20 protein-coding genes are annotated in these 24,192 nt (G+C 70.6%); 7 read left to right on the top strand and 13 right to left on the bottom strand.

What is annotated here, in order from left to right; all coding sequences use genetic code 11:
• Positions 1-2 precede the first annotated feature (2 nt).
• Complete coding sequence (locus GTZ93_RS05140) at positions 3-2,174, top strand: bifunctional alpha,alpha-trehalose-phosphate synthase (UDP-forming)/trehalose-phosphatase (protein WP_139916401.1); 2,172 nt, start codon at positions 3-5, stop codon at positions 2,172-2,174.
• Between the two features lie 21 nt (positions 2,175-2,195).
• On the opposite strand, the gene GTZ93_RS05145 is transcribed toward GTZ93_RS05140, so the two are convergent.
• The 5 genes from GTZ93_RS05145 to GTZ93_RS05165 all read right to left on the bottom strand — a co-directional run bounded on the left by GTZ93_RS05145 (position 2,196) and on the right by GTZ93_RS05165 (position 12,809).
• Entirely contained in the window at positions 2,196-4,490 is a 2,295-nt protein-coding gene (locus tag GTZ93_RS05145; RefSeq protein ID WP_180946026.1) for a hypothetical protein, read from the bottom strand.
• 85 nt (positions 4,491-4,575) lie between these two features.
• Positions 4,576-8,238 (bottom strand): DUF3857 domain-containing protein, encoded by a 3,663-nt coding sequence (locus GTZ93_RS05150; protein ID WP_139916403.1) that lies wholly within the window; start codon positions 8,236-8,238, stop codon positions 4,576-4,578.
• Positions 8,239-8,496: 258 nt separating this feature from the next.
• Entirely contained in the window at positions 8,497-10,533 is a 2,037-nt protein-coding gene (locus GTZ93_RS05155; RefSeq protein ID WP_139916405.1) for a glycosyl hydrolase family 18 protein, read from the bottom strand.
• 57 nt (positions 10,534-10,590) lie between these two features.
• Entirely contained in the window at positions 10,591-11,766 is a 1,176-nt protein-coding gene (gene nagA, locus GTZ93_RS05160; protein WP_139916407.1) for an N-acetylglucosamine-6-phosphate deacetylase, read from the bottom strand.
• On the bottom strand, positions 11,763-12,809 hold the full coding sequence (locus GTZ93_RS05165) for an SIS domain-containing protein (RefSeq protein ID WP_315967315.1): 1,047 nt from the start codon (positions 12,807-12,809) through the stop codon (positions 11,763-11,765). The genes nagA and GTZ93_RS05165 overlap by 4 nt, the downstream gene beginning before the upstream one ends.
• A gap of 168 nt (positions 12,810-12,977) precedes the next feature.
• Here GTZ93_RS05165 and GTZ93_RS05170 point away from each other — a divergent pair, with 168 nt between their 5' ends.
• A complete protein-coding gene (locus tag GTZ93_RS05170) occupies positions 12,978-13,295 on the top strand; it encodes a DUF3817 domain-containing protein (protein WP_120581190.1) in 318 nt (105 codons plus the stop codon).
• Positions 13,296-13,299: 4 nt separating this feature from the next.
• Here the strand turns inward: GTZ93_RS05170 and GTZ93_RS05175 are convergent, their stop codons facing one another.
• Complete coding sequence (locus GTZ93_RS05175; RefSeq protein WP_139922941.1) at positions 13,300-13,848, bottom strand: hypothetical protein; 549 nt, start codon at positions 13,846-13,848, stop codon at positions 13,300-13,302.
• Between the two features lie 136 nt (positions 13,849-13,984).
• Here GTZ93_RS05175 and GTZ93_RS05180 point away from each other — a divergent pair, with 136 nt between their 5' ends.
• Complete coding sequence (locus GTZ93_RS05180; RefSeq protein WP_233597494.1) at positions 13,985-14,587, top strand: Uma2 family endonuclease; 603 nt, start codon at positions 13,985-13,987, stop codon at positions 14,585-14,587.
• 10 nt (positions 14,588-14,597) lie between these two features.
• On the opposite strand, the gene GTZ93_RS42255 is transcribed toward GTZ93_RS05180, so the two are convergent.
• The 4 genes from GTZ93_RS42255 to rsfS all read right to left on the bottom strand — a co-directional run bounded on the left by GTZ93_RS42255 (position 14,598) and on the right by rsfS (position 17,594).
• Positions 14,598-15,299 carry a ComF family protein gene (locus tag GTZ93_RS42255; protein WP_172811445.1) on the bottom strand — a complete coding sequence of 234 codons (702 nt, stop codon included), beginning with the start codon at positions 15,297-15,299 and terminating at the stop codon, positions 14,598-14,600.
• Positions 15,300-15,355: 56 nt separating this feature from the next.
• Positions 15,356-16,501, bottom strand: coding sequence for an RNA ligase RtcB family protein (locus tag GTZ93_RS05195; protein ID WP_139922939.1), 1,146 nt, complete (start codon positions 16,499-16,501; stop codon positions 15,356-15,358).
• A 78-nt stretch (positions 16,502-16,579) separates the two neighbouring features.
• Entirely contained in the window at positions 16,580-17,044 is a 465-nt protein-coding gene (locus GTZ93_RS05200; protein WP_139922937.1) for a 23S rRNA (pseudouridine(1915)-N(3))-methyltransferase RlmH, read from the bottom strand.
• Positions 17,045-17,048: 4 nt separating this feature from the next.
• Positions 17,049-17,594: a ribosome silencing factor gene (gene rsfS / locus GTZ93_RS05205; protein ID WP_186820043.1), complete on the bottom strand. Its 546-nt coding sequence runs from the start codon at positions 17,592-17,594 to the stop codon at positions 17,049-17,051.
• 61 nt (positions 17,595-17,655) lie between these two features.
• On the opposite strand from rsfS, the gene GTZ93_RS05210 reads away from it, so the two are divergent.
• Entirely contained in the window at positions 17,656-17,970 is a 315-nt protein-coding gene (locus GTZ93_RS05210) for a tetratricopeptide repeat protein (protein ID WP_120581195.1), read from the top strand.
• 22 nt (positions 17,971-17,992) lie between these two features.
• On the opposite strand, the gene GTZ93_RS05215 is transcribed toward GTZ93_RS05210, so the two are convergent.
• The gene (locus GTZ93_RS05215; RefSeq protein ID WP_139922935.1) at positions 17,993-19,048 is read right to left on the bottom strand and encodes a hypothetical protein; all 1,056 of its coding nucleotides are present in this window, start codon (positions 19,046-19,048) and stop codon (positions 17,993-17,995) included.
• 135 nt (positions 19,049-19,183) lie between these two features.
• Here GTZ93_RS05215 and GTZ93_RS05220 point away from each other — a divergent pair, with 135 nt between their 5' ends.
• On the top strand, positions 19,184-19,726 hold the full coding sequence (locus GTZ93_RS05220) for a hypothetical protein (RefSeq protein ID WP_167547812.1): 543 nt from the start codon (positions 19,184-19,186) through the stop codon (positions 19,724-19,726).
• 18 nt (positions 19,727-19,744) lie between these two features.
• Here the strand turns inward: GTZ93_RS05220 and GTZ93_RS05225 are convergent, their stop codons facing one another.
• Together GTZ93_RS05225 and GTZ93_RS05230 are read right to left on the bottom strand one after the other, a co-directional pair.
• Positions 19,745-20,791 carry a coiled-coil domain-containing protein gene (locus tag GTZ93_RS05225; protein ID WP_139922934.1) on the bottom strand — a complete coding sequence of 349 codons (1,047 nt, stop codon included), beginning with the start codon at positions 20,789-20,791 and terminating at the stop codon, positions 19,745-19,747.
• A 200-nt stretch (positions 20,792-20,991) separates the two neighbouring features.
• Positions 20,992-22,401 (bottom strand): sigma-54-dependent transcriptional regulator, encoded by a 1,410-nt coding sequence (locus GTZ93_RS05230; protein WP_139919333.1) that lies wholly within the window; start codon positions 22,399-22,401, stop codon positions 20,992-20,994.
• Between the two features lie 152 nt (positions 22,402-22,553).
• Between GTZ93_RS05230 and GTZ93_RS05235 the strand changes: the two genes are divergently transcribed.
• Positions 22,554-23,141, top strand: a complete 588-nt coding sequence (locus GTZ93_RS05235) for an NUDIX hydrolase (protein WP_139919334.1) — start codon at positions 22,554-22,556, stop codon at positions 23,139-23,141.
• A 210-nt stretch (positions 23,142-23,351) separates the two neighbouring features.
• Positions 23,352-24,158 carry a TenA family transcriptional regulator gene (locus GTZ93_RS05240; protein ID WP_139919335.1) on the top strand — a complete coding sequence of 269 codons (807 nt, stop codon included), beginning with the start codon at positions 23,352-23,354 and terminating at the stop codon, positions 24,156-24,158.
• Positions 24,159-24,192: the final 34 nt, after the last annotated feature.

The following is a 24,192-nucleotide window of genomic DNA, read 5'->3' on the forward strand; positions in this document are numbered from 1 at the left end:
CTATGGCTCGACTCCTGCTCGTCTCGAACCGTCTTCCCGTCACCGTCAAGGCGGAGAAGGATTCTGTCTCCGTGGTGCGCAGCGCCGGCGGGCTCGCCACCGGGCTCAGCCGCCCGCACGAGCGCTCCGGAGGCATGTGGATCGGCTGGCCCGGGGATGTCTCGCGGCTGACGGACGCACAGCGCTCGCAGGTGGAGAAGCAGCTGGCGGATCTGCGCTGCGTGCCGCTGTACCTGTCCGCCAGCGAGGTCAGCCGCTTCTACGAGGGCTACTCCAACCGGGTGCTCTGGCCGCTGTGCCACTACATGCTGGACCGCGTCCCCCGGCAGGACCGGGACTGGGACGCCTACCGCAAGGCGAACGAGCGCTTCGCCGACCTGGCCGCGAAGCACTATCAGCCGGGCGACACCATCTGGGTGCATGACTACCAGCTCATGCTGGTGCCCGGGATGCTGCGCCAGCGCCTGCCTCACGCGCGCATCGGCTACTTCCACCACATCCCGTTCCCGTCGTCCGAAATCTTCAGCACGCTGCCCCGGCGCGGGGAGCTGCTCAAGGGCCTGCTGGGCGCGGACCTCATCGGCTTCCACGCGGTGAGCTACGTGCGGCACTTCTCCGGCACGCTGCTGAGGCACCTGGGGTTGGACACGGACGTCGACCGCGTCCTCTTCCAGGGGCGCGAGGTGCGCGTGGGCGCCTTCCCCATGGGCATCGACGCCACCGCCTTCGAGACGCTGGCGCGCGAGCCCGCCGTCATGGATGAGGTGAAGGTCCTGCACGAACGCTCGCGTGACGAGCGGCTGCTCGTGGGCATCGACCGGCTGGACTACACCAAGGGCATTCCCCGGCGCCTGCTCGCGGTGCAGCGCGTGTTGGAGCGTGAGCCGGCCCTGCGCGGGCGCCTGCGCTTCATCCAGGTGGCCGTGCCCAGCCGCACGCAGGTGCAGGCCTACGCCGAGTACCGCGAGACGGTGGACGAGCTGGTGGGCCGCATCAACGGCCTCTACGGCACGGTGCACAGCACGCCCGTGCACTACCTCTATCGTTCGCTCAACGAGAAGCAGCTGGTGAGCCTCTACCGCGGCGCGGACGTGATGCTGGTGACGCCCGTGCGCGACGGCATGAACCTGGTGGCCAAGGAGTTCTGCGCGGCCCGTCCAGACGAGGACGGCGTGCTCGTGCTCAGTGAGTTCGCGGGCGCTGCGGCGGAGATGCGCGACGCGCTGCTGGTGAACCCCTACGACGTGGAGGGCATGGCGGACGCCATCGAACAGGCGCTGGAGATGCCCAGGTCCGAGCGCCAGGAGCGCATGAGCTCCCTGCGCGCGGGCGTGAAGGCGCGGGACGTGCACTGGTGGGTGGCCAGCTTCCTGGACCGGCTCCAGGGGCTGCCCTCGGTGGCGGAGAAGCCGCCGCTGCCGGACGGCATGCTCGCGTTGGACAAGCTGAAGGGGCCGGGCCGCAAGGTGCTGTTCCTGGACTACGACGGAACGCTCGTGGGCTTCGCTTCCATGCCGGAGCTGGCCGCGCCGGACGCGGAGCTGATGACGCTGCTCCAGGAGCTGTGCGCCCGGCCGGATATCTCCGTGCACATCGTGAGCGGCCGCCCGCGCGAGACGCTGGATGCGTGGTTCGGTGAGCTGCCCGTGGGGTTGCACGCGGAGCACGGCCTGTGGTCGCGCATGCGGCTGGGCCAGCCGTGGCAGGCACTGCCGGGCGTGTCCTTCGAGTGGAAGCCAAAGGTGAAGCCCGTGCTGGACGCGTTCGCGGCGCGGGTGACGGGCTCTTTCGTGGAGGAGAAGACGGCGTCGCTCGCGTGGCACTACCGCAAGGTGGACGCGGAGTTCGGAGCGCTCCAGGCGCGCGAGCTGCGCCTGCTGCTCTACGAGAAGTTCTCCCAGGAGCCCATGCACATCCTGCCCGGCGACCGGGTGGTGGAGGTGCGGCCCCGGGGCGTCAACAAGGGCCGCGTGGTGCCGGAGGTGCTGAAGCAGGAGGCGCCGGACGTGCGCGTGGTGGCCATGGGCGACGACGTCACCGACGAAGACCTGTTCGCGGCGGTGCCCCCGGGCGGCATCACCGTGCACGCGGGCAACAAGCACACGTGCGCGACGTACCGCGTGGAGGGGCCGCCGGAGGTGCGGCGCTTCCTCAAGGCGCTGCTCGGGAAGTAGCCGCGGGGCGCCCCGTGGGCTTCAGAGATTGAAGCCCACGTTGCCCACGGAGATGCTGGGTCCGAAGATGAAGGACCACTTGCTGGAGGGCACCACGGTGTCGGTGGTGGGGTCGCCGCTGGTGCGCCGGGTGATGTCGCCCCGGAACTCGCGGGCAATCCATGCGTTGGCACCCACCGCCGCGCCCGGGCCAATGGGCACGCGCAGCCCCAGGCCCAGCACGGCCGCCAGCGTGGGCGGGAACTGGATGTCCCCGGACTGCGGCACCAGGCCCAGGCCCATCAGGCCCATCTCGATGCCCAGCAGGCGCTCCTGGCCCTCGTTGTTGAGCAGCGCCAGGCGCGACAGCACGCCGAAGTTGATGGCCAGCTGTCCCGTGGGCTGCGTCGCGCGGTAGAGGCCCGCGGGGATGGTGGCCATGGTGTAGAGGCGGAACATTCCGCCGCGCACGATGGCGGTCCACTGCGCGGACGGCAGGCCCGTGCGGTCCACCGTGGAGAGGGCGTAGCGGGACTCATCCGCGACGTGCGCCACCTGCACGAGGATGCGGTCGTACTGGCCCAGGTTGCCCTGCACGGGGATGACGCGCATCTCACCCTTGGGTCGCAGGAACAGGCGCTGGTCCACGCTGCTCTCGCCCCGGATGGAGTTGTCGGACTTCGTCACGGTGATGCGCAGGGTGATTTCCTGGTTGCCCTCCTCCAGCGTGAGGCGCTCGCGGTGGATGATGACGCGGCAGGTGTTGCGCATGCCGTACTCCAGCCGGTGCGGACGGCTGGGCGCGAGCTTCTCGTCGTTGCCTTCCTTGTCCGCGCAGATGAACTCCACCAGGTTCTCCACGTTGGTGGGCACGCTGGCTTCACGCACCGCGCGCTGCACGCGCTCGTTGGTGACGAACAGGTCGGACGTGGCCAGCTCCGCGGGCAGCGTGGGCAGCCGGTAGGCGAAGCGCAGCGACACGAAGCCGCCGGCGGTGGCCTCGCCCTGGATGAGCGTGGTGGTTTCTCGCATCGTCACGGTGTACGCGCCGCCCAGCGGGCGCAGCACGAAGCGGCCCAGGCCGCCGTTGGACGCCACCGTCACCTCCGCCGGGCGGTTGGTGGGCACGAAGTCGATGCTGCCGTGGCCGGGCAACTCCAGCGTCGCGCGCGGGTCCGGCACGGGCTTCGTGTCCGCCGTCTCCGACGCCACCACCGTGCCGTCCACGCGTGACGTGATGGCGGTGACGGTCACCTGCGGCTCGTTGGTGCCGCTGGTGCGCAGGAGCACGTAGGTGCCGTCCTGCGCCTTCACCACGCGCTCCACCCGCACGCGCGCGCCGTTCACCGTCCACAACAGGCCGCGCGGGTCGTGCGCGCAGGCGGCGTCCAGGCGCATCACCAGCCCGGAGTCCTCCGCGTCGCGCAGCACCGTGCCCTCCACCGCGGTGATGGGGCACGCGAGCACGGGCAGCGTCTCGGAGAAGGACGTCTCCAGCGCGTCGCCCTTCGCGAAGAACACGCGGGGCACCAGCCGCAGGCGCAGGCTCACCGTGGGGTTCAGCCCCGGCACGTTGCGGATGGACACGGCGCCCTCGGTCACCTCGCAGCGCGCGGTGCCGCAGTCCACGGACGCGATGGCCTCCGAGTGCGTCACCGCCGCGTAGCCGGGGCCCTTGGACAGGTCCACGCCGGAGGACTGCACCAGGGGTCGCGTGAGCACGGTGCGGCCGGGGCGCAGGCGGAAGTATTCGTCGTCCAGGAAGCGCCCGTTGGCGTCGTACGTCGACACGCCCGCGCCCCGGCGACCGTAGGCGGGGACCCACGACAGCGTCGCGTCCGTGGGCAGGCCAGGCGTCAGCGGGACGGCGCACTCGTTGGGGGCGTTGGGCTCCAGGCAGAAGTCCTGGCCGTCCACGGAGGCCGTCTTCGGATCCACGCCCCGGGGCGTCCCGGACCAGGCGATGGCCACGTTCTTCAGGCCGGTGCCCTTGAGCTCCAGGCGCCCGTCGTCCGGGTAGAACGTGGTGGCGGCGCTGTCGATGCGCGGGAAGGGCCCGGTGGCCACCACCACCACGGTGTCGGTGGCCGTGGCGCAGGAGGCCTCGTCCGCGGCGACCTTCAGCTCCAGCGTGCGGCTGGCGTCATCCGCGCGCGTGGGCGGCTTGAGCGTGCGGCCCTCCAGCACCCAGCCGCCGCGCACCGGGCCGCACAGCACGCCCTTGGGGATGACCTCCACCGCCCGGCCACCTTCGGGGAGCTGGACGACGGGGGTGGCGGCGGTGGCGACCGTCGCCACCAGCAGGCAGCCAAGGACGAGCGCGCGTGCAGGGTGCATGCATCTGCTTAAGCACGGAGGGCCGCGTCCGGGTCAAGCCCTCCGTGCTCATGCGACACCAGGCAGGCGCCGCGAGTGTCCGCGATTACCGCGAAGCCGTCTTCTGCCCCGGCCCCTGCAGCAGGATGCGGCGGCCGAAGGCGCGGTCCACCCGGCCCAGGAACTCACGGAACTGAGGGTACTCGTCCGCCTTGATGCGGGCGACGGAGAGGGCCACCTCGCCGTCGGCGATGAGCGCGCCGTTCTCCACGCGGTAGCTGAGCTTCACGCGGCCGAACTGGGTGGTCTCCTCCACCGCCTGCGGCATCTCCGCCACGGTGTAGCCGCCGGGCAGCGTGTAGCGCAGCTTGAAGGTGTTCACCCAGGGGCTGGACATCACCAGGTCGAAGCGGCGCTCGGCGAGCGACGCGTACGCCTGCTGGTAGGTGCGCCCCGTGCCGAAGGGCAGGAAGCGCAGGCTGCCGCCGGGCAGCACCTCCGCGTAGCGCGGGATGCCCATGTTGAAGTCCAGCGTCACGTCGTCATCCAGGCGGGTGGTGTCGCTGAGCTTCACCTCTCGCACGGTGAGGCCGGGGAAGCTCTGGGCCCAGGCGCGCTCGAAGGTGGACTTGCGCGTGGACTCCGGGCGGTAGGCGCGGCGGTAGTCCGGCGCGGACTGGCCGGACACGCTGCTCTGGCCCTTCACGTCCGCGCCGCCGTCAGGCCGCAGCGCCACGTCCATGGCCAGCGTCGTCTTGTTGTCCTCCGCCTTGGCCTCCGGCGTGGTGAGGAAGTTGCTCGTCCCGTTGGGGTCCACCACCAGCACGTTGGCCACGCGGTCCGCGGAGGGAAGCTCCTTGGCGCCGTGGAACTCCGCCGTGCCGTCCAGGTACAGGTCGAACTTGGGCACGTACGCGATGGCGTGGTTGAAGGCCGCCAGCGACGCGGGCTCCGCGTCCAGCGCGCCCAGGTTGCGCATGCGCAAGAGCACCAGCTTGCTGTCCACGCCCGCCACCTTCAGCATGGAGTGGATGAGGCTCGCCTTGTCCTTGCAGTCGCCGAAGCGGCGCGCGAGCACGCGGTCCACGCGATACGGCTTGAAGCCGTGGATGCCGAACTCCAGCGCCACGTAGCGGGTGTTGGTGACGACGAAGGAGTAGATGGCGCGCACGACGGCCAGCTGGTCCTTGCGGTCCACGCCGGTGAGCACCTGGTCCACGGTGGTCTTCAGCTCCGCGTTGGGCTGGAGCTGGTCACGCACCAGGCCCCACCAGTAGTGGCCCACCTGGTCCCACGTCTTGTACGTGGAGATGTGCAGGTTCTGGGCGACCTCCGCCCAGCCCGGCATGCCCGGCTCCGGCACCACCTTGGAGACGTGCTTCGCGCCGAAGCGGTACACGGTGCGGCCGGACTCGGGGGCCTCCTGCTGCTGGTCCACGCCAGCCAGGCGGCTCTTGTTCCAGTACAGCGGCCGCTCCTTGGGCATGTCCACGACGTACTGGAAGCGCACCTTCGGGTAGACGCCCTGCACGCTCTCTACGTCGCCCCAGTAGTCCGACAGCAGGTTGTCCTGCGCGGTGTCGTCCAGGCGGTAGGTGAGCTCCAGCGTGTCACCGGCGGCCAGCGACGGGAACGACAGGATGCGCGCGCGGGCGTCGTAGTACATGCCCGTCCACGGCTCGTTGATGTTGCGGTCCGCGTCGCCGTAGCTGTCCACCACGGAGCCGTCCGGCTTCGTCACGCGGGCGCGCAGCACGCGCACCTCCTGGCGGTCCGGCGAGTACGTCACCGGCACGCTGCGGAACGCGTCCACGCCGCGCTGGTTGTACACGCGCACCACCATCTGCTGCATGCGGCTGGACAGGCCGCTCTTCTGCACGCGCACGTAGGTGTTGTCCACGAGGTACAGGGCGTCCTCGTTCATGTAGCCCTCGGCCTCCTTGGACAGGGGCTTCGAGTCCACCAGGTACTGGGTGCCCGCGCTCTCGGACTCACCCTTGAGCGTGCGCAGGGCCTCCTTGAGGCCGGGGTTCTGCGGGCGCAGCACCAGCGACTTCTCGAAGGCGGCCAGGGCGGGCTCGCGCTGACCGGCGGCCAGCAGCGCGCGGCCCTCGCGCTCGTACACTTCCGGCTCATCCGGAGAGAGCGCCTTGGCCTCCGTGAAGAGGACGGTGGCCTCCTCCGCGGCGCCGTTGGCGGCCTTCAGCTCCGCCAGCCGCACGCGGCTGCCGTTGTCGAAGGGGTTCAGGTCGGTGAGCTTCGCGTACTCGCGCTCGGCGGCGTCCACCTTGCCCGCGTCCGCGAGCATGGAGGCCAGCTGGCGGCGGGTGTTGGAATCGTCGTAGCGCAGCGCCAGCACCACGCGCATGCGGTCCATGGCCTCCTGGGCGCGGCCCAGCTGACGGGACGCCGCGGCGGCCACGCGCACCACGCGGGGCACGCGCGGCTGCTGACGGAAGGCCTCCTCAATCAGCGCGTGCGCCCGGGCACGCTCGCCCAGGGCCTCCGCCGCGCGGGCGAGCAGGAGGCGCGCGCCCGGCACGTTGCGGCCGTCCTCCACTTCCAGGATGGGGGCGAGCATCGGCTGCACGCGCTCCGGGTGGCCGCGGTCCATCTCATGGTCCGCCAGCGCCAGGCGCGCCGGGGCGTAGGTGGGGTCCGCCTTCACGGCGGCCTCCAGGAAGCGGCGGCGCTCGTTGAGGTCGTCCGTCTGGGTGTTGGCGGCCAGCACTTGCAGGCGCGCGTCGTTGGGGGCGTTCTCCGCGGCGAGCGCGGCCTCGGCGCTGGCGGTGTGCTCGCGCTCGTCATACGCGCGGAAGAAGGACAGCACCTGGGCGTAGTCGCCGCGCAGGGCCGCGTCGTCCGGGTTCTTCTCCACCAGCGCGCGCAGCGAGGAGGTCAGCGTGGGCAGGGGCTGCGGCGCGGGCGCGGGCATGCGCTCCAGGGCGGGGGCCTTGGCGGGCAGCGAGGCGCGGGCGGACGCGGACTCCGAGCGCAGGTAGAAGCCCAGCGGGCCGGACTCCTGGCACACCTTCACCAGCACGCGGTTGAGGCCCTTCTTGAGCTTCACCGACACGCGCGTCTGGTCCGGGCGCGGCAGGTTGTAGCGGTCTTCCTTGGACGCCAGTTGCCCGTTCACCCACAGGCGGTAGCCGCCGGAGGTGCCCAGGCCCAGCGCCACGCGCGTGTCCTGGGGCACTTCCAGCCAGGTGAGCGCGTACGCCACGGACTCCTTGTTGGGGCGCACGGCGGTGGCCAGGTCCACGTAGCCGTCCGCGGACGTGACGGACAGCTTGCGCCAGGTGGCCTCGTGGCCCTTGGCGCCGGGGTAGCGCGCGGTGAGGTCCAGGTTGGCGGCCTCCGGACCGAAGTCCGTGTCGCAGCCGGCCTTGCCCTCGTTCTCGAAGCCGCCCACGACGTAGTAGTCGTTGACGAAGCCCAGCCACTGGCGGACCTCGTTGGCGCGCACCATGCGGCCGCGCGAGCGCTCCGCGTCCATCAGCAGCAACTGCGCGGTGGTGCGCGTGTTCGCGTCCGACGTGCGGCGCGACGCGATCTGCTGGTAGGTGCTCACCAGCGGGGTGAGGTCCTCCACGTCATCCACCAGCGCGTGCATGCGCAGGAGCGCGGCGCCGCCGCGTGGCGAGTTGGCGGCCTTGACGGCCTCGGCCGCGTACTCGCGGGCCCGGTCGTCCGCGTTCGGCTTCGCGAGCCCCAGCACGGGGCAGGTGAGCACGACAAGTGCGGCCAGCGATGTGAAACGCGACATCCGTTCTCCTCGAAGTTCGACGGCGCCCGGGGGCAGGCAGGGGGCGATGACGCCAGTGAACAGGCGGACCCGTCACGGCCTTCCCCTGCATGTGGCCCCGGACGGCGGGCAAGCAACCCATCCGAGTCCCACTCTATGCCGGACCGGTGTGGGGCGGGGTGGGCCCGTGAAGGCCGGGGCACGAAAACGCACAGGGCCGGCGCGGGCGTGATGCCCGTGCCGGCCCCGGTGTGGGTGCCCCTGACTTGGGGACTGCCGTCAGTGGAGCTTGTTGTAGAGCGCGTTGACGAGGCTGCCGTCATCGCCGCTCAGCTCCCAGAACATCGCGCCGCCCAGGCTCTTGGACAGGATGTAGTCCGACTTGGCGTTGATGCTCTGCACGTCGTCGTAGGCCACCCACACCTTCGTGGACGGGCTGTAGACGTAGGCCTGCTTGCTCTCCGGGTGGAAGAACTTCGTGTAGCCGGAGCCCGCGCGCTCGTAGTTGGCCTTGAGGTCCTTGTAGTCGAACACGCCGGTGAGGCCGGACTGGCCGTCATCCCAGGTGCCCTTGGTGGGCACGCCGGACTGGAACAGGCCGTTGTTCACGTTGGGCACGTTGCCCCAGCCGCGGCCGTAGAAGGGCACGCCGACGACGATCTTGGAGGCGGGCACGCCCAGCTGGAGCATCTTGGCGATGGAGCCGTCCGTGTAGAAGCCGTCGGTGGCGCCCGGGTCACCCGTCACGCGGTCGAGCGCGGAGTGGAAGTTGACCGTGCTCTCGAAGGCGCCGTGGTAGTCGTAGGACATCACGTTGATCCAATCGAGGATGCCGGCCAGCTTCACGGTCTCCTGCTTGTTGGCGAGCAGGTCCGGCGACGCGCCCGACGCGATGGTGAGCAGGTAGGGCTGGCCCGTCTGCGCCGTCACTGCGGCCAGCTGGGTGCGGAACTCCTGCATGAGCAGGGTGTAGTTCACCTTGTCCGCGGGGCTGCTGATGTTGTCCGGCAGGCCGCCGCCGGTGGGGTACTCCCAGTCCACGTCGATACCGTCGAACACGCCCACGCCGTTGGCCGGCGTGACGCCGGGGAACTGGCCCTTCACGTACAGGTCCACGCAGGACTTCACGAACGCGGTGCGCGACGCGGCGGAGGCGGCGACCTGCGAGAAGTACTTGGACCAGCTCCAGCCGCCAATGGAGATGAGCAGCTTGAGGTTCGGGTTCGTCTTCTTCAGCTCCTTGAACGCGCGGAAGTTGCCGCGCAGCGCGCCCGGGTCCCACTCACCGGGGAAGCCGAAGCCCTTGTCGATGTCCGCGAACGAGTCCCCGAGGACGCACTTGCCGTCCGGAGTGATGTTGGAGAAGGCGTAGTTGATGTGCGTGAGCTTCGACGCCGGGACGTTGGAGACCTGGTAGTTGCGCGCGTAGATGCCCCACGCGGTGAAGTAGCCGACGATGCGCTTGCCACCCGGCGGAGGCGTGCCGGGCAGCTCCACCACGACGCTCACGGTCTTGGTGCCCACGTTGCCCGCGGCATCGTACGCCTTCACGGTGTACGTGTACGTGCCGTTCTGCGCGGACGTGGAGAACGCGCGAGTGAACGACGACGCGGTGGCGACGAGCGAGCCGTTCTCCAGGATTTCAATCTTCGTCACGCCCACGTTGTCCGTGGCGCTCGCGGAGACGGTGACGGAGCCCGCGGCGGTGATGCGCGACGCGCTGGCGCTGGCGGTGACGATGGGGGCGGTGGTGTCGCCGGTGGAGGGAATGGAGACGGTGACGGTGACGGTCTTCGAGCCCACGTTGCCCGCGGCGTCATAGGCCTTCACGGTGTACGTGTACGTGCCGTTCTGCCCGGAGCCGGAGAAGCTCCGCGTATAGGAGGACGCGGTGGCGACGAGCGTGCCGTTCTCCAGGATTTCGATCTTCGTCACGCCCACGTTGTCCGTGGCGCTGCCGGAGATGGTGATGGAGCCCGCGGCGGTGACGCTCGTGCTGCTGCTCGACGCGGTGACGGCGGGCGCGGTGGTGTCGCCACCGCCTGTCACGGGGCCCATGTCCAGCCACAGCGCCGCCACGGCCGTCGGCGTCCAGTCCGCCTGGGACGTGTGGGCCTGACGGCACTCATAGACGCGGCCTTCGAAGGTGACGCGAGTGCCCACGGAGTAGGCGACGCCCACGGCCCACGCGGCATCCAGCGGTGCCTTCATCACGCTGCCCGGGCCCTCGGCTTCGGGAGCGAAGGACTCCTGGCCACAGCCAGCGACGGTCAGCGCGGACGCCACCAGGCCCACAATCCACTTGCTACGACGCATTCGTGTTCTCCTCGCCTGCGGTACACGCGGAAGGAGTCACGCACCCGTTTTTCCGGGTTAATCGCTGTGAATGCTTTTCGCCTGCCCGCCCACCCATGTGGTGTGGACGGAAAGGTCCGGCTTCAACAGCACCAGGTCCGCGCGATGGCCGGGAGCGATGCGGCCCCGGTGGCCATGCAGTCCCATGAAGGTGGCGGGATGGAGCGAGGCCATGCGCAGGGCTTCCTCCAGGGGGACGCCCAGCGACTGGACGCAGTGGCGCACCGCCGCGGTGAGGTCGATGTCCGCGCCCGCGAGCGTGCCGTCCTCCGTCTCCAGGCGGCCGTGGCGGCGCAGGATGGTGCGTCCCTGAAGGGTGAAGGACGTGACGGGCGTGCCGACGGGCGGCATGGCGTCCGTGACGAGGAACACCTTGCCCGGCGGTTTGACCTTGAGGAGCAGGCGCAGGTTGTCCGCGTGCACGTGCACGCCGTCCGCGATGACGCCGCACCACGCGTCGTCATGGATGAGCGCGGCGACGACGGGCCCGGGCTGGCGGTTCATCACCGGCGGCATGGCGTTGAACAGGTGGGTGAAGCCTCGCACGCCTGCGTTTAGGGCCTGGGTGGTGCGCTCGCTGGTGGCGGCGGTGTGGCCCGCGCTGAGCACGACGCCGGAGGTGGCGAGGCGGCGCAGGGTGGCATCGTCCACGCACTCGGGAGCGAGCGTCATCAACACGCCGCCGCCGTGCGCGGCGAAGCGGCGGGGCAGGGCGGTGAGGTAGTCGAGGTCGCGAGGGTCGGGCGTGCGGATGAACGAGGGCACATGGACGCCGGCGCGCTCGCGGCTGATGAAGGGGCCTTCCAGGTGGATGCCGAGCACGCCGCTGTCAGGGCGCGCGGTGGCGGTGAGCGCGGCCTCGCAGGCTTCGCGCATGCGGGCGGCGTCGTCGGTGATGAAGGTGGGGAGCAGGCCCGTGGTGCCGCACGCGCGCATGGCCGAGGCGATGGCGAGCGCGGCCTCCTCGGTGGGCGTGTCGTTGAAGAGCACGCCGCCCGCGCCGTTGACCTGCACGTCCACGAAGCCGGGAGCCAGGAGGGTGTCACCGGGCAGCGTGTGCACGGTGGCTCCGGTCGGGAGTCCGGCTTGGGGCACCACGGCGCGGACGGTGCCGTCCTCGATGACGACGGCGTGACCTTCGAGGAGCTGGTCCCCGGTGAAGACGCGTGCGCCATGGAGGACGGTCGTCGTCACACGGTCTCCGTGACCTTGCGCAGGTGCGCGGGCGCATCCGGGTTCAGGCCTCGCGCCGTCGCGAGCTGGTGCACCGCGAAGTAGAAGCTCTGCACCTGGCAGAGCGGAGCGATGGCCGCGGGGAGGTCCGGCAGCGTGGGCAGGGCCTGCGCGCCGGGGACGGGCAGGGCGGTGTGGACGTTCGCGCCCAGTTCGACCATGCACTGCACGACTTCGCGAGTGCCCTGCGCGGCGTTGTCCTCCTGCCCCAGCGCGAGCACGGGGAAGCCCGGCCGCACCAGCCCGAGCGGACCATGGAGGACCTCGGCGGTGCTGAAGGCTTCCGCGTGCAGACGGCAGGTCTCCTTGAGCTTGAGGGCCATCTCCAGCGCGGCGCCCAGGCCGCTGCCCCGGCCGACGACATAGAGGCTGTTGGCGTCCTTGAGCGTCGAGAGCGCCGGCCACCAGTCGAGCTTGCCGGCGGCCTCCAGCGCGTCCGGGAACCGCCGGGCGGCGTCATGCAGCTCCGCGGAGTCCGACCAGTGCGCGACGAGCTGGAGGAAGGCGAGCCCGGAGAGCAGATAGGACTTGGTGGCGGCGACGCTGTGCTCGGGGCCGGCGGACAGCGGGATGCGCACGTCGCACAGCGCGGCCAACGGAGAGGCTTCGTCGTTGATGAAGCCCAGCACGACGGCGCCTCCCGCGCGGGCGGCCTCGGTCATTCGCAGGAGGTCGGGGCTCTGGCCGGATTGGGACACGGCGATGAAGAGCGAGTCGCGCAGATCCAGGGAGCGCGTGTTGTAGACGGACGCGACGCTGGGACCCAGCGAGGCGACGGCGCGGCCCAGCGTGGTCTCGATGAGGTACTTGCCGTAGACGGCCGCATGGTCGGAGCTGCCCCGGGCGCAGGTGACGACGAAGCGGGGCGGCGTGCGGCGCAGGCGGGCGCCCAGGTAGGTGAAGGTGTCGCGGCAGCGTTCGAGCTGGCGGCGGGCGGCGGCCGGAGCCTCGGCGGCCTCGCGCGCGAGGGCGGGGAGGGAGGGGTTCTTCGGGGTGGGGTCCACGCGCAGGGGGATAACAGCCTCCGGGGCTGGACGGGTGGAGGAAGGCGTAGGGCGTGATGCTTCCGACATCCGGGATGCCCTGACGTCAGGCGGGCCCTGGAGCGGGCAGGCGCGGTCGTAGCGTCGGGTGCCTTGACGGCAGGGGATGGGCGGAGGAGAGAGGACGTCATGCTGAAGACCGCCCTGGGCCGTTTCCGCCTCGTCGCCTTCTGGGAAGGCCTGTCCTTCCTGGTGCTGCTGCTCATCGCCATGCCGCTGAAGTACGTGCTGCACATGCCCCTGGGCGTGCGCGTGGTGGGCATGGCGCACGGCCTGTTGTTCATGGCGTATCTCTACACGCTGATGATGGCGGCCATCGAATACCGCTGGGGTGTGAAGCGGATCGCCTTGGCCTTCGTGGCTTCGCTCGTGCCGGGCGGGACGTTCTGGCTGGACGCGCAGTTGCGGGGTGAGGCGCTCGCGCTGGAGACGGCGAAGACGCGCTGATTCACTACACGCCGGCCACGGCTATCAGCATTCCCCAGAGGAACGGAGGGGTGTTGAGCACGATGCCGATGACGGCGGGCACGACGACCCCGGGGCTGAGTCGGCCCTTTTCCCGGATGAGCGCCACGACGCCACAGGCCAGGCCCAGCGTGAAGCCGACCCGGAAGATGATCAGCCACAGTCCGGCGCTGTCCGTCCTGCGCGCCAGGTAGATGCCCGCTGCAGTGAGGAAGGCAATCAACCAGCTGAACTGGGCCAGGTATTCGCCCAGGGTGGAGTGGCTGCTGGGGACGATGGCGCCCGTCGCCAGCAGGTGCTTCCGGCACGGCCGGCAATGCGCGGGTTCGAGATCCGGGGCAACGCATGCCCGGCACATGAAGCCGCCGCAGCGCGAGCACGCCTCCGTCGCGACCCTGGAATGCGGGCCACACCGTGGCTGCGCGTTCGGCTCGTTGCCAGGAATGGGGGCCGGTGTGGATGTCATTCGCCGCGAAGCATAGACGGCGCCCGGGTGATTGACCCTGCCATGGAGACGACCCATCATGTCCTTCATGGAAGATGTGACTCCAGAGGTTGTGCTCGAATATCCACGTGCGCCCTCCCAGGCTGCATGGGATGCAATGGACGAAGAGGAGCGGGCACAGGTCGTGGCGTCCCTGCCCGGCGAGGTGACGTGGAATGAGATGCCAATGCCAGAAGGGGATTGGCACACCGGCCCGCGTACCTACGTCTGGAATGTGTTGCGCAGATACTGGGCCCAACAGTCTCGACGGGCCTATGTGAGCTCCGCGCTCCCCATCTACTATCCCGAGGAGCCACGCTTCGCGCCGGACCTGCTGGTCGTGCTGGATGCGGAACAGCGCACTCGCGACAAGTGGGTATGTAGCGCCGAGGCCCACGGGTTGGACTGGGTCATGGAGGTGCACGCGGGCGGCGACCGGAAGACAGCCGCCGAAGCCAATGTGCAGCGCTATGCCCGCCTGGGGATTCCCGAGTACTTCATCCTCGACGGACGCGACTGCACGCTGGAGTGCTACCAGCTCGAGACACCCGATGCGCGCGTCTACACCCGCCTCGAACCACAGCGGGGGCGATACGTCTCCAAGGTGCTGGGACTCGAATTCCAGACGGAAGGCGAGCGCCTCCAGCTCTGGACCAGCGCCACGCCGCTGCTGAGCTACAGAGAGCGTGTCCTCCAACTGGAGGCCGAGCTTCAGCGTCGCGAGGGCCTGGAGCGTCGTCTGAAAGAACTCGAGGCCGAGCTCGCCCGGCTCAAGAAGTCCCAGGGCTGAATCACAGTCATCAGGCGAGGGTGAACGCCCTCGCCAATGTCAGCACCTCCACGCGCGTGGCCCCCGCTTCCCGCAGCGCGATCGCGGCGGCCCGCGCGGTGGACCCGGTGGTGAACACGTCGTCCAGGAGCAACACCTCCTGCCCCTTCACCGCCCGCGACGCCACGAACGCTCCGGCCACGTTGCCCGTGCGCTCCGCTTCACTCAGCCCCACCTGCCGGCGCGTCTCCCGCGTGCGCTTCAGCCAATCCCCCGGCGCCGTCCGCCCCGTGGCCTTCGCCAGCTCCGCCGCGAGCAGGTGCGCCTGGTCGTACTGCCGCTTCCGGAATCGCCGCACATGCAGAGGCAACGCCACCACGCATCCGGGCGCGGTCCTCAAGAACCGCCGCGCCTCGTCCGCGAGCAGTACCCCCAATGGCGCCGCGAGGTCCGGGTGGTCCTCGTACTTGAACCGGTGGATGGCTCGCGCCACCGGCCCTTCATGCGCGAAGGGCGCCCAGGCCCGGCTGAACGGTGGCGGCACCGTCCGGCAACGGAGACAGGTGTTCCCCGGGAATGCGCCGGGCTCCGCGCACGTCCGGCAACACACCGGCGGCAGCCGCTCCAGCGCCGTGTCGCACGGCTCGCAGAACACCGCGCCCGCGCCCGGCAGCACCTTCGCGCAGGCCAGACACATGGGCGGATAGACCAGATCCAACAGGGCCTTCCACATCACCGGGACTCACAGGGGCAGCGCATCCCGTGCCCCTCGTGCGAGCCCCGTGCCGCTCACTCCGCCGTGCGGCCTCGCGTCTTGTACGTGAGCACTGGCGCCAGCGTCGCCACCACCCTCACCAGCCCCGCCTCCACCAGGTCCGTCACCACGCGGTCGATGGCTTTGTATGCCGGCGGCGCCTCCTCGAAGAGCAGGTCCCGGTCCTCGCACACCACGTGGCTCTTGAAGGACGTGCGCGTCAGCGACTCCGCCGTGAAGCGCTCCTTCAGCCGCTCCCGCGCCGCCGTACGCGTCCACTTGCGTCCCGCGCCGTGCGCGAGGCTGTACGCGCTCTGCTCGCCCGTGCCCACCGGTAACACCAGATAGCTCAGGGCTCCGCGGCTGCCGGGAATCACCACCGGACCCTCGTCCCACGGCGCCGCGCCCTTGCGGTGCAACCACCCCACGCGTCCGTCCGCATGCCGCGCGGTCACGCTGTTGTGGCACACGTCCAACACCCGCCGCCCCGTCGCCCCAATCCCATCCAACGTCCGCTGCGCCACCAGTGCCCGGTTCGCCTTCGCCCACAGCACCGCGCCGTCATGTCGCTTGAGGTATTCGCGCGCCTCGTCCGAATCCGCCGCCAGTCCGCCCGCCGCGTGCCGGTCGACATGCTTGCGCAGGATGGCCTCCCCCAGCCCGCGCGACCCCGAGTGCACGAGCAACAGCAACCGCTCCTCCCGCAGGCCCAGCGCCTCGAAGACGCGCGTGTCGTGCACCTCCTCCACCCGCTGCACCTCCGCGAAGTGGTTGCCGCCGCCCACCGTGCCCAGCGCCGACTCGAAGCCCATGCCGCGCGCGCCGTGCTCCTCGAGCACCGCCTTCGTGTCCCCCACCCACGGCCCTTCCAGGTCCAACTTCGCCGCCCACCGCTCCGCCTTCGCCTTGCGCGTCAGCAGGTCCACGTCCCACAACCCCATGCCACAGCCGATGTCGCTGCCCACGAGATAGGGATAGAGGAAGCCCTCGGACTCGAAGGCCGCGCCCACCGGAGCGCCCTTGCCGGGATGCAGGTCCGGCAGGCCCACCGCGAGTCTCATCCCGGGCAGGCGCGACACGGCCTCCAATTGGCGGACGGCCTCGCCCTCCACCCAGGACTGGGGCGAGGCGATGATGCGCACGGTGGCGGCCGTGGAGGTTTCAGAAGAGGGCGTGTTCATGATGGCCGCTCCGACGCAGCCCCTTCACGCGCCCTGACGCCCAGGCCCCCAGCACCTCGGGGCGGGCCGCCCGGCCGCCTACTTGTGGTAGGGCTCGCCCTTCAGGATGGTGAACGCGCGGTAGAGCTGCTCGATGAGCACCACCCGCGCCAGCCGGTGGGGCAGCGTCATCCGCGACAGCGAAATCACCTGATGCGCCGCGCCGCGCACCGAGTCGTCCAGGCCCTCGTCCCCGCCGATGACGAAGAGCAGGTCCTTCGAGCCCGTCTGCGCCTTGGCGACGTAGCGGGCAAGCTCCACCGAATCCAGCAGGGTGCCGCGCTCGTCCAGCGCCACGATCCAGTCCTGCGGCTTGCGCTTGCCGAGGATGGCGGCGGCCTCCGCGGACTTCGCCTCGCCGGGCTTGAGCTTGCGGCCCGACGCTTCGGTCAGCTCCAAGAGCTCGAAGCGCGTGTAGTGCTCGAGCCGCCGCGCGTACTCCTGCACGGCGGGCTCGAACAACCCGGAGCGGTCCTTGCCGATGGAGAGGAGGCGGACCTTCACGGGACTAGGACAGCTTCACCCGGGGCGCGTCCGCCCACAGCCCGTCCAGGTCGTAGAAGGCGCGCACCTCGCCGTTGAACAGGTGGGCCACGACGTCGTCGTAGTCCAAGAGCACCCACTGGCCCGTCTCCAGGCCTTCCGTGCTGATGGGGCGCAGGGGCTGCTGCGCCTGCTTGAGCTGCACCTGGACGTTCTCCGCCATGGCGCTCACCTGACGGTCGCTCTCGCCGGAGGCGATGACGATGTAGTCCGCGTAGGACGTCATCCCGCGCATGTCGAGGATGACGACGTCCGTGGCCTTCTTGTCCAGCAGCAGGTCGCCGATGCGGCGCGCCAGCTCACGCGCCTTGGGGTTGTCCGCGGGCTTGGGCAACGGCGGCGGGGGGGCGGGCTTCGGCGCCTTCTTGCGCGCGGCGGCGGTCTTCTTGCGCGGGGGCGGACGCACGCCCGGCTTCGCCTTCTTGGCGGCCGTCTTCTTGCGGGCCGGAGCCCGGGTCGTGCTCTTCGCCTTCGCCTTCTTGGATGCAGGGGTCTTCTTCTTCGTGGCCATGTGGCGGATACCCTATCGCACCCTTGGCAAGCTTCCAGCGCTCCTCTAATGGGTTCCGTCCATGAGCGACGCCCGCCTGGAGCAGTTCAAGAAGATGGTGGCCCAGTTCCCCGACGCCCCCATGGCCTGGTTCTCCCTGGGGAAGCTCCACCTGGAACGCAAGGAATACGACAGCGCCATCCAGAGCCTGGAGTCCGCGGTCCGCCTGGACCCGAAGTACGCCGCCGCCCTCGTCTCCCTGGGGGATGCCTACGCGGGGGCTGGCCAGACGGACAAGGCGAAGCAGGTGCTCACCACCGCCCGGGACCACGCGCTCGCCCAGCAGCACCCCAGCCTGGCCGAGGAAATCGACGAGCGCATCGCCGACCTGGACTGACGGTGCTCCAGAGCCTGGGCTCCTAGTCCTGGTCCCGCCAGGTGAAGCCCACGCCGAACACCTGGCGCGTGTATCGCAAGTCATTGCGCGGCAGGCGCGTGCTCCAGAGGCCCCAGGACACCTCCATGTCCACGCGGGCGGAGACGGGCCGGGCCAGCTTGAGGGACAGCGAGTTCTGCCCCTCGTCCTCCTCCACCAGGATGATCTCCGGCGACAGGAAGATGCCGTCCGGGTAGCGCGCCAGGCCCAGCGTCCCCTGCGCCAGGAGCGTCACCCGCCACGGCAGCCGCACCCCGGCGCTGCCGACGAGCCGGTGGCGCATGGCCGTCTCACCGAAGCTGTTGGAGCTGACCTCCTGGAAGGCATAGCTGAGCGACAGCTTCACCGGCCCCCGGTACGTGTAGCCCGCCCCCGCCACCAGCGCGCCGTCCTGCCGCCGCACGGGGGATGAGGTGACGCCCGGGAAGGGCCGGGCGAAGGGGCCGTAGCGGCGCGAACCCCATTCGCCAAACACACTCAGGGTGTGGCGCGGGCCCAACCGGTAGCGGCCCAGGACGCCCACCTCCGGGCCGCCGAAGTCGGCCGTGTGGTCCGGGCGGTACACGAAGCGGCGGGCGCCCAGGCGCACGCGCAGGGCCAGGCGCACGTCCGGGGCGTACTCGGCGAAGAGGCTGGTGCCCAGGTCCGAGTACGCGCGGCTGCCGCCCCGCCGGTCCTTGGCGTGGCCTTCCGCGCCCACGCCCCACTCGGTGCCCAGGGCGAGCGAGCCCTCCAGCGCGCCCGCCTGCACCAGCGTGTCCTCGTTGTCGTAGTCCAGGTACTTGCGCGCGCCCAACTCGTACCGGCCCACCACCTGGGCCCGCTCGCCGGTGCCCCGTCCCTCCGCCACGCCCAGCACGCTCATGGCCAGGTCCGAGCCGGGGCCGGGCGTCGCGCCGTCGGAGAAGTCGCGCGGGGCGTTGCTGTCCACGAGCAGCCGGCCGGTGCCCCGGAGCGAGCCCTGCCACTCGGCCGCGCGCGCACCTCCGCCCCAGGGGAGGCTGAGGGCCAGGAGGAGCGGGAGGAGGCGACGGTCCAAGACGCGCGCACCATACTCCGGCCCGCTGGCATCCCCACGCTCGCAAGTGCCCCGTACGGCCGCGTCGTCCCCGGGACACCCGGGGTGTGCCCGCGGTCGGTGACGGCGCACCCGGCCGCCCGGTACATTGCGGCCATGTCTTACGCGTCCTTCCTCGCGGCGGTGGCCGGTCTGGGGCTCGTCGCCTGTTCCCCGGCGTCCTTCACCACGGAGGTCCAGGGCGAGGCGACGGTGCCCGCGAACCCCGCTGGCACCTCCACGCTCCTCAATGCCTTTCCCTCCATCAGCAGCTTCTCCTCGCTGGACTTCAACGAGAACCAGGACTTCAAGAACCGCGACGTCACCAAGGACGAGGTGACGCGCGTGCAGGTGACGTCGATGAGGCTCAAGGTCCTGAGCCCGAACGATCAGGACTTCGGCTTCCTGGACTCGATGGAGGCCGTGGCCCGCGCGGGCAACTCCGAGTCGCGCTTCGCGGCCCGGGACGGCATCGCGGGCCTGGGCCTGAACCCGCCCAACCCCACGGTGGGGTTGAACACGGACGGCAGCGTGGACTTGAGGCCCTACGTGGCCGCGCCCAGCATGGCCATCATCCTGCGCGGCACGGGGCGCCTGCCGGAGCGCGAGGTGCGCGTGCAGGCCACGGTGGTGCTGGAGGTGGAGGGCGGCCTGCTGTAGCGGCCACCCGTCGCTGCTTCAGGGGGCCAGCGTCTTCGCGCGGCGCTCCAGCGAGCCCGCGCGCCCGTCCAGCTCGCTCGCCAGGGACTCCAGCCGCGCGGCCTCCTGCTCCAGCGAGGAGAGATCCTCCAGACCACCCGCGGCCAGCGCCTGGGCGCGCACCGGGTCCACCTGGGGCCGCCGGTCGCTGGCGGTGGCGGACAGGGACGGACCGCCCGCGGTGGGATTGCCCCCAACGCCCGGACCCTTGGTCGGGTCGCTCGCGTAGTCCGGCGTCTCCACCATCGAGTCGCCCGGGATCACCTCCGGCTGCCGGCCGCCCCGCTGGGTGGGGGCCACCTGCAGGCCCTGGTTGCCCATCGAGCGCAGGCGCAAGCGGCGGTCCTGGTCGTCGAACATGGACTCCTCGCCCAGGAAGTCGTTCATGCGGCGGTCCAGGTCGCGCTCCTCGCGCACCTCGGTGATGCGTGCCTTCAGGGCCTGGAGCCGCTGGCGCACCTTGTCCTGGGAGTCGCGCAGCGCGTCCGCCTGAGCGAGCAGATCCTCCGGATCATCCCCGCGCGCCGCGCCATCCAGCGCCGGCACCTGGGAGGCGGGCAGCGCCGCGCGCACGGCCTCGCGTTCGCCGCGCACGGACCGCATCTGCTCCACCAGCCGCGCCCGCTCCGTCCGGTCCGTCGTCGCGTCCCATGATGCGCGCAGCCGCGTCAGCTCCTGGGACAGCGCGCCGTGCAGCGCCAGGTGCGCGCGCTCCACCTCGCCGTCCGCGCCGGACACCGACTGCGCCAGCCCCGTCAGCTCTCCGCTCAGCTCCTGCGAACGGCGCAGCGCGGACTCCAGCTCTCCGCCCGCCGTGAGCTTCCCCTGGCGCTGGGCCTTGAGCGCTTCGATGCGCGCGGCCACGCCGTTGAGCTCGTCGCGCAGCCCCTGCTGCCGGGTGCGCAGGGTGCGTGCCTCCGTTCGCGCTGACTGGGCCTTCGCGCGCGCCTGCTCCAGGCCAGACGCCGCCCCGGCGGGAGCGGCCACGAACAGGCACAGGAGGAGGGGGAGGGCACGCAACATCATCGGGGGAACACCGTCAGCAAGGCGGATGCCAGTCCCTTCCTCCTACCCCGTTCCCAGGCCCGACGGAAAGCGCCCTGGTTCCGGGCACCTGCACGGGCAGGGTGGGACGGGGTGGGTGGGCCGGACGGTGGAAAGTCATGGGGCCGGGGCGCGGGTGACGGATTTCCGAGGCCCCCCAGGCATGGGCACCGCTCCTTTGCCTACGAGGCCTCCTCGGGGCGTTCGCCGCGCGGCAGGAAGCCGTACTTCTCCAGCTTGTAGTAGAGCGCGGAGGTCTTGATGCCCAGCAGACGGGCGGTCTCCGTCTTCACGCCGCCGGCCTTCTCGTAGGCGCGGGCGATGAGCTGGCGCTCCAGGTCCTCCAGGATGTCCGGCAGGGGGCGGTCGCCCTGGGGCACGGGCAGCCCCGCGTCCATGCGCGGCGTCTGGCCGGCCAGGTGCGAGGGCAAGTCCTGCGGGGTGAGCGTTTCGCCCTCGGCGAAGACGAGCGCCTGCTCCATCACGTTCTCCAGCTCGCGCACGTTGCCGGGCCACGCGTGGCGGGTGAGCGCGTGCAGCGCGGCGTCGTCGATACCGGTGACCCTCCGGTTGACCCGGGGCGCGTGCTTGGCGACGAAGTGGCGGGCGAGCGCGGGCAGGTCCTCGGGGCGCTCGCGCAGGGGCGGCAGGGTGAGCGGGACGATGTGCAGCCGGTAGTAGAGGTCCTCGCGGAAGCGGCCCGCCTTCACCTCCGCCTGGAGGTCGCGGTGCGTGGCGCTCACCACGCGCACGTCCACCTTGAGCGTCTCCTCTCCGCCCACGCGCTGCAGCTCCTTCTCCTGGAGCACGCGCAGGAGCTTGGTCTGCACGGAGGCGGGAATCTCTCCAATCTCGTCCAGGAAGAGGGTGCCTCCGTCGGCCAGCTCGAAGCGGCCCAGCTTGCGCTTCACCGCGCCGGTGAACGAGCCGCGCTCGTGGCCGAACAGCTCGCTCTCCAGCAGCGTCTCCGCCAGGGCCGCGCAGTGCACCACGACGAAGGGGCCGTCCTTGCGAGGCGAGCGCTGGTGGATCATCCGCGCGACCAGCTCCTTGCCGGTGCCGCTCTCGCCGCGCACCAGTACGGTGGCGTCGCTCGCGGCCACCTTGCGCACCTGGGTGAGCAGCTTCTGCAGGGGCTCGCTGTCGCCCACCAGGTCGCGGTGGGTGAGGGCGGCGTCGGCGTCGTGCGCGTCCGTGCGGGCGGTGAGGCGCTCCACCTGGCGGCGCGTGGCGGACAGCTCCAGGCCCTTGTCCACCTTGGCGCGCAGCACGTCCGGGGGGAAGGGCTTGGTGATGAAGTCGTAGGCGCCCTCCTGCATGGCCTGCACGGCGGTCTCGATGGTGCCGAACGCCGTCACCACCATGACGACGGCGCCAGGGTCCGCCTGCTTGAGCGCGCGCGTCACGGCGATGCCGTCCATGCCGTCCATCTTCAGGTCCGTGACGACCAGGTCGAAGGGGCCCTTCTTGTACGCGGCGAGCCCGTCCGCCCCGCTCCTCACCGCGGACACGGTGTGGCCGGAGCGGGTGAGGGTGACGGTCATGCCCTCGCGGAGGGTGTCGTGGTCGTCGATGACGAGGATGCGGGCCATGCGCCTGCTCGGAAGGGAAGGGTGGGGTGCCACCGGTGGGACGGCGGCGGAATGCACACGCCAGGCCACCCTACACCGGACCCGCCGGGGCGGAGGTGGGGCCTGCCGTGAAAGGGCTGGCGTCACGGGCCGGGTGGGTGTCTATCCGGCGCATGGCTCCCGTCTCCGCTGCCCTCATTGAACTGCTCGCGCGCCACGCCCCCTCCGACGACAAGGAGCGCGAGGACCTTTCGCGCATGCGCCACTTCGCCACGTCGCTGAAGGAGCCCTTCTCCCGCTCGCAGGCGGAGGCGCACTTCACCGGCAGCGTGGTGGTGGTGGACGCGTCGGGCGAACGGGTGGCGATGCTGCACCACGCGAAGCTCAAGCGCTGGTTGCAGCCCGGGGGCCACGCGGAGGCCACGGACGGAGGCGACATGGAGGCCACCGCGCTGCGCGAAGCCCGCGAGGAGACCGGTTGCCAGGTGCACCTGCATCCCACCGCGCCGCGCCCGCTGGACGTGGACGTGCACGTCATCCCCGCGCGCAAGGACGAGCCGGAGCACTGCCACCTGGATGTCCGCTACCTGGTGGTGGCGGAAGACCCGGAGGCACTTGCGCATGATCCGGCGGAGTCGTTCGGCATCCAGTGGCTGGGCTGGGATGAAGCGCTGACGCGCGCGGATGAAGCGCCGCTGCGCCGCATGCTGCTCAAGGCCCGGACACTTGTTTACCCCGGGTCTCGATTGGTCACAGACTGAGAGTGTCAATTGAATGAACGTCCAAGGGCTGAAATCCTGAACCCCCGAAATGGAATTCGCGGGGTTTGAACCAAAATATGACTTGAGGCTCGTTTCATTTTTCAGGGGGGACTGGATGAAACACATACATCCAGTCAGCATGAGGATGCTCAGGGTGGAGGGGGGCGGCCATGACGGCTTGTCGTCCACCCGGGAGCAGGAGCACGTCTCATGTCGTCTCCGGTCGCAGTGTCCCAGGGCACCGCCGTGGAGGGATTTCCTGTTTCGTCAATGAGACAGGAGGAGGTCTTCCGGCGTTATCAGCCCGCCGCCTTGAAGCGCACGCCACACCCTCCCTGGATGGAGACGATGCTGGGGGCGCTCAAGCCCGCGTGGGACGCGGCCTGCGCGCCCACGCTGTTCCGGGAGACGGCGGAGGGACGGCATCCGCCCCTGCGCGCCTGGCAGCGGTTCCTGGAGCGCTGCTTCCCCATCGTCGAGAACTTCCCCAAGTACATGGGGCTGTCCCTGGCGAAGACGACCTACGGCGTACGCCCGGGTGACGCGAGCATCCGCCGCTGGCTCTTGCAGAACCTGGGCGTGGAGGCCCGTCACGCCGAATGGTGGATTGACTGGATGCAGGCGTCGGGCGTGGACGCCCACAGGGCCTTCGAAACGCCGCTGACGCCGGACGTCCGGGCGCTCCACCAACACCTGCTGGCCATGTGCCTCGGTGGGTCCCTGGCGGAGGGCATCGCCGCGTCCAACTGGGCCATCGAGGGAGTGACAGGCGTCTGGACGCGCGCCGTGGTGGAGCCCTTCACCGCGTATGCCCGGGACGGCGTGCGCGTGGACGCGAACGCGCTGCGCTGGCTCCGGGCGCATGCCCGCTACGACGACGCGCACCCGGACGAGGCGCTGGAGATCATCAAGCTGTCCACGGACGTCACGGCGGGGGAGCCGGTGCGCGTGGAGGTCGCGGCGCACCGGTCCCTGATGTTGCTGGCGCGCGTGTTCGAGTCCTGCTGCGAGGCGTGAGCCCCCGCGTGGGTTGAAGCAGCCGTTTCATCGG

It is taken from the genome of Corallococcus exiguus, from assembly GCF_009909105.1.
GTDB classification, from domain to species: domain Bacteria; phylum Myxococcota; class Myxococcia; order Myxococcales; family Myxococcaceae; genus Corallococcus; species Corallococcus exiguus.

Bases quoted from the DNA above. Each gene is read 5' to 3' on its own strand.
- GTZ93_RS05140 (WP_139916401.1), top strand. From the start codon at position 3: ATGGCTCGACTCCTGCTCGTCTCGAACCGTCTTCCCGTCACCGTCAAG.
- GTZ93_RS05145 (WP_180946026.1), bottom strand. From the start codon at position 4,490: ATGCACCCTGCACGCGCGCTCGTCCTTGGCTGCCTGCTGGTGGCGACG.
- GTZ93_RS05150 (WP_139916403.1), bottom strand. From the start codon at position 8,238: ATGTCGCGTTTCACATCGCTGGCCGCACTTGTCGTGCTCACCTGCCCC.
- GTZ93_RS05155 (WP_139916405.1), bottom strand. From the start codon at position 10,533: ATGCGTCGTAGCAAGTGGATTGTGGGCCTGGTGGCGTCCGCGCTGACC.
- GTZ93_RS05170 (WP_120581190.1), top strand. From the start codon at position 12,978: ATGCTGAAGACCGCCCTGGGCCGTTTCCGCCTCGTCGCCTTCTGGGAA.
- GTZ93_RS05175 (WP_139922941.1), bottom strand. From the start codon at position 13,848: ATGAAGGACATGATGGGTCGTCTCCATGGCAGGGTCAATCACCCGGGC.
- GTZ93_RS05180 (WP_233597494.1), top strand. From the start codon at position 13,985: ATGCCAGAAGGGGATTGGCACACCGGCCCGCGTACCTACGTCTGGAAT.
- GTZ93_RS42255 (WP_172811445.1), bottom strand. From the start codon at position 15,299: ATGTGGAAGGCCCTGTTGGATCTGGTCTATCCGCCCATGTGTCTGGCC.
- GTZ93_RS05195 (WP_139922939.1), bottom strand. From the start codon at position 16,501: ATGAACACGCCCTCTTCTGAAACCTCCACGGCCGCCACCGTGCGCATC.
- rsfS (WP_186820043.1), bottom strand. From the start codon at position 17,594: ATGGCCACGAAGAAGAAGACCCCTGCATCCAAGAAGGCGAAGGCGAAG.
- GTZ93_RS05210 (WP_120581195.1), top strand. From the start codon at position 17,656: ATGAGCGACGCCCGCCTGGAGCAGTTCAAGAAGATGGTGGCCCAGTTC.
- GTZ93_RS05220 (WP_167547812.1), top strand. From the start codon at position 19,184: ATGTCTTACGCGTCCTTCCTCGCGGCGGTGGCCGGTCTGGGGCTCGTC.
- GTZ93_RS05225 (WP_139922934.1), bottom strand. From the start codon at position 20,791: ATGATGTTGCGTGCCCTCCCCCTCCTCCTGTGCCTGTTCGTGGCCGCT.
- GTZ93_RS05230 (WP_139919333.1), bottom strand. From the start codon at position 22,401: ATGGCCCGCATCCTCGTCATCGACGACCACGACACCCTCCGCGAGGGC.
- GTZ93_RS05235 (WP_139919334.1), top strand. From the start codon at position 22,554: ATGGCTCCCGTCTCCGCTGCCCTCATTGAACTGCTCGCGCGCCACGCC.
- GTZ93_RS05240 (WP_139919335.1), top strand. From the start codon at position 23,352: ATGTCGTCTCCGGTCGCAGTGTCCCAGGGCACCGCCGTGGAGGGATTT.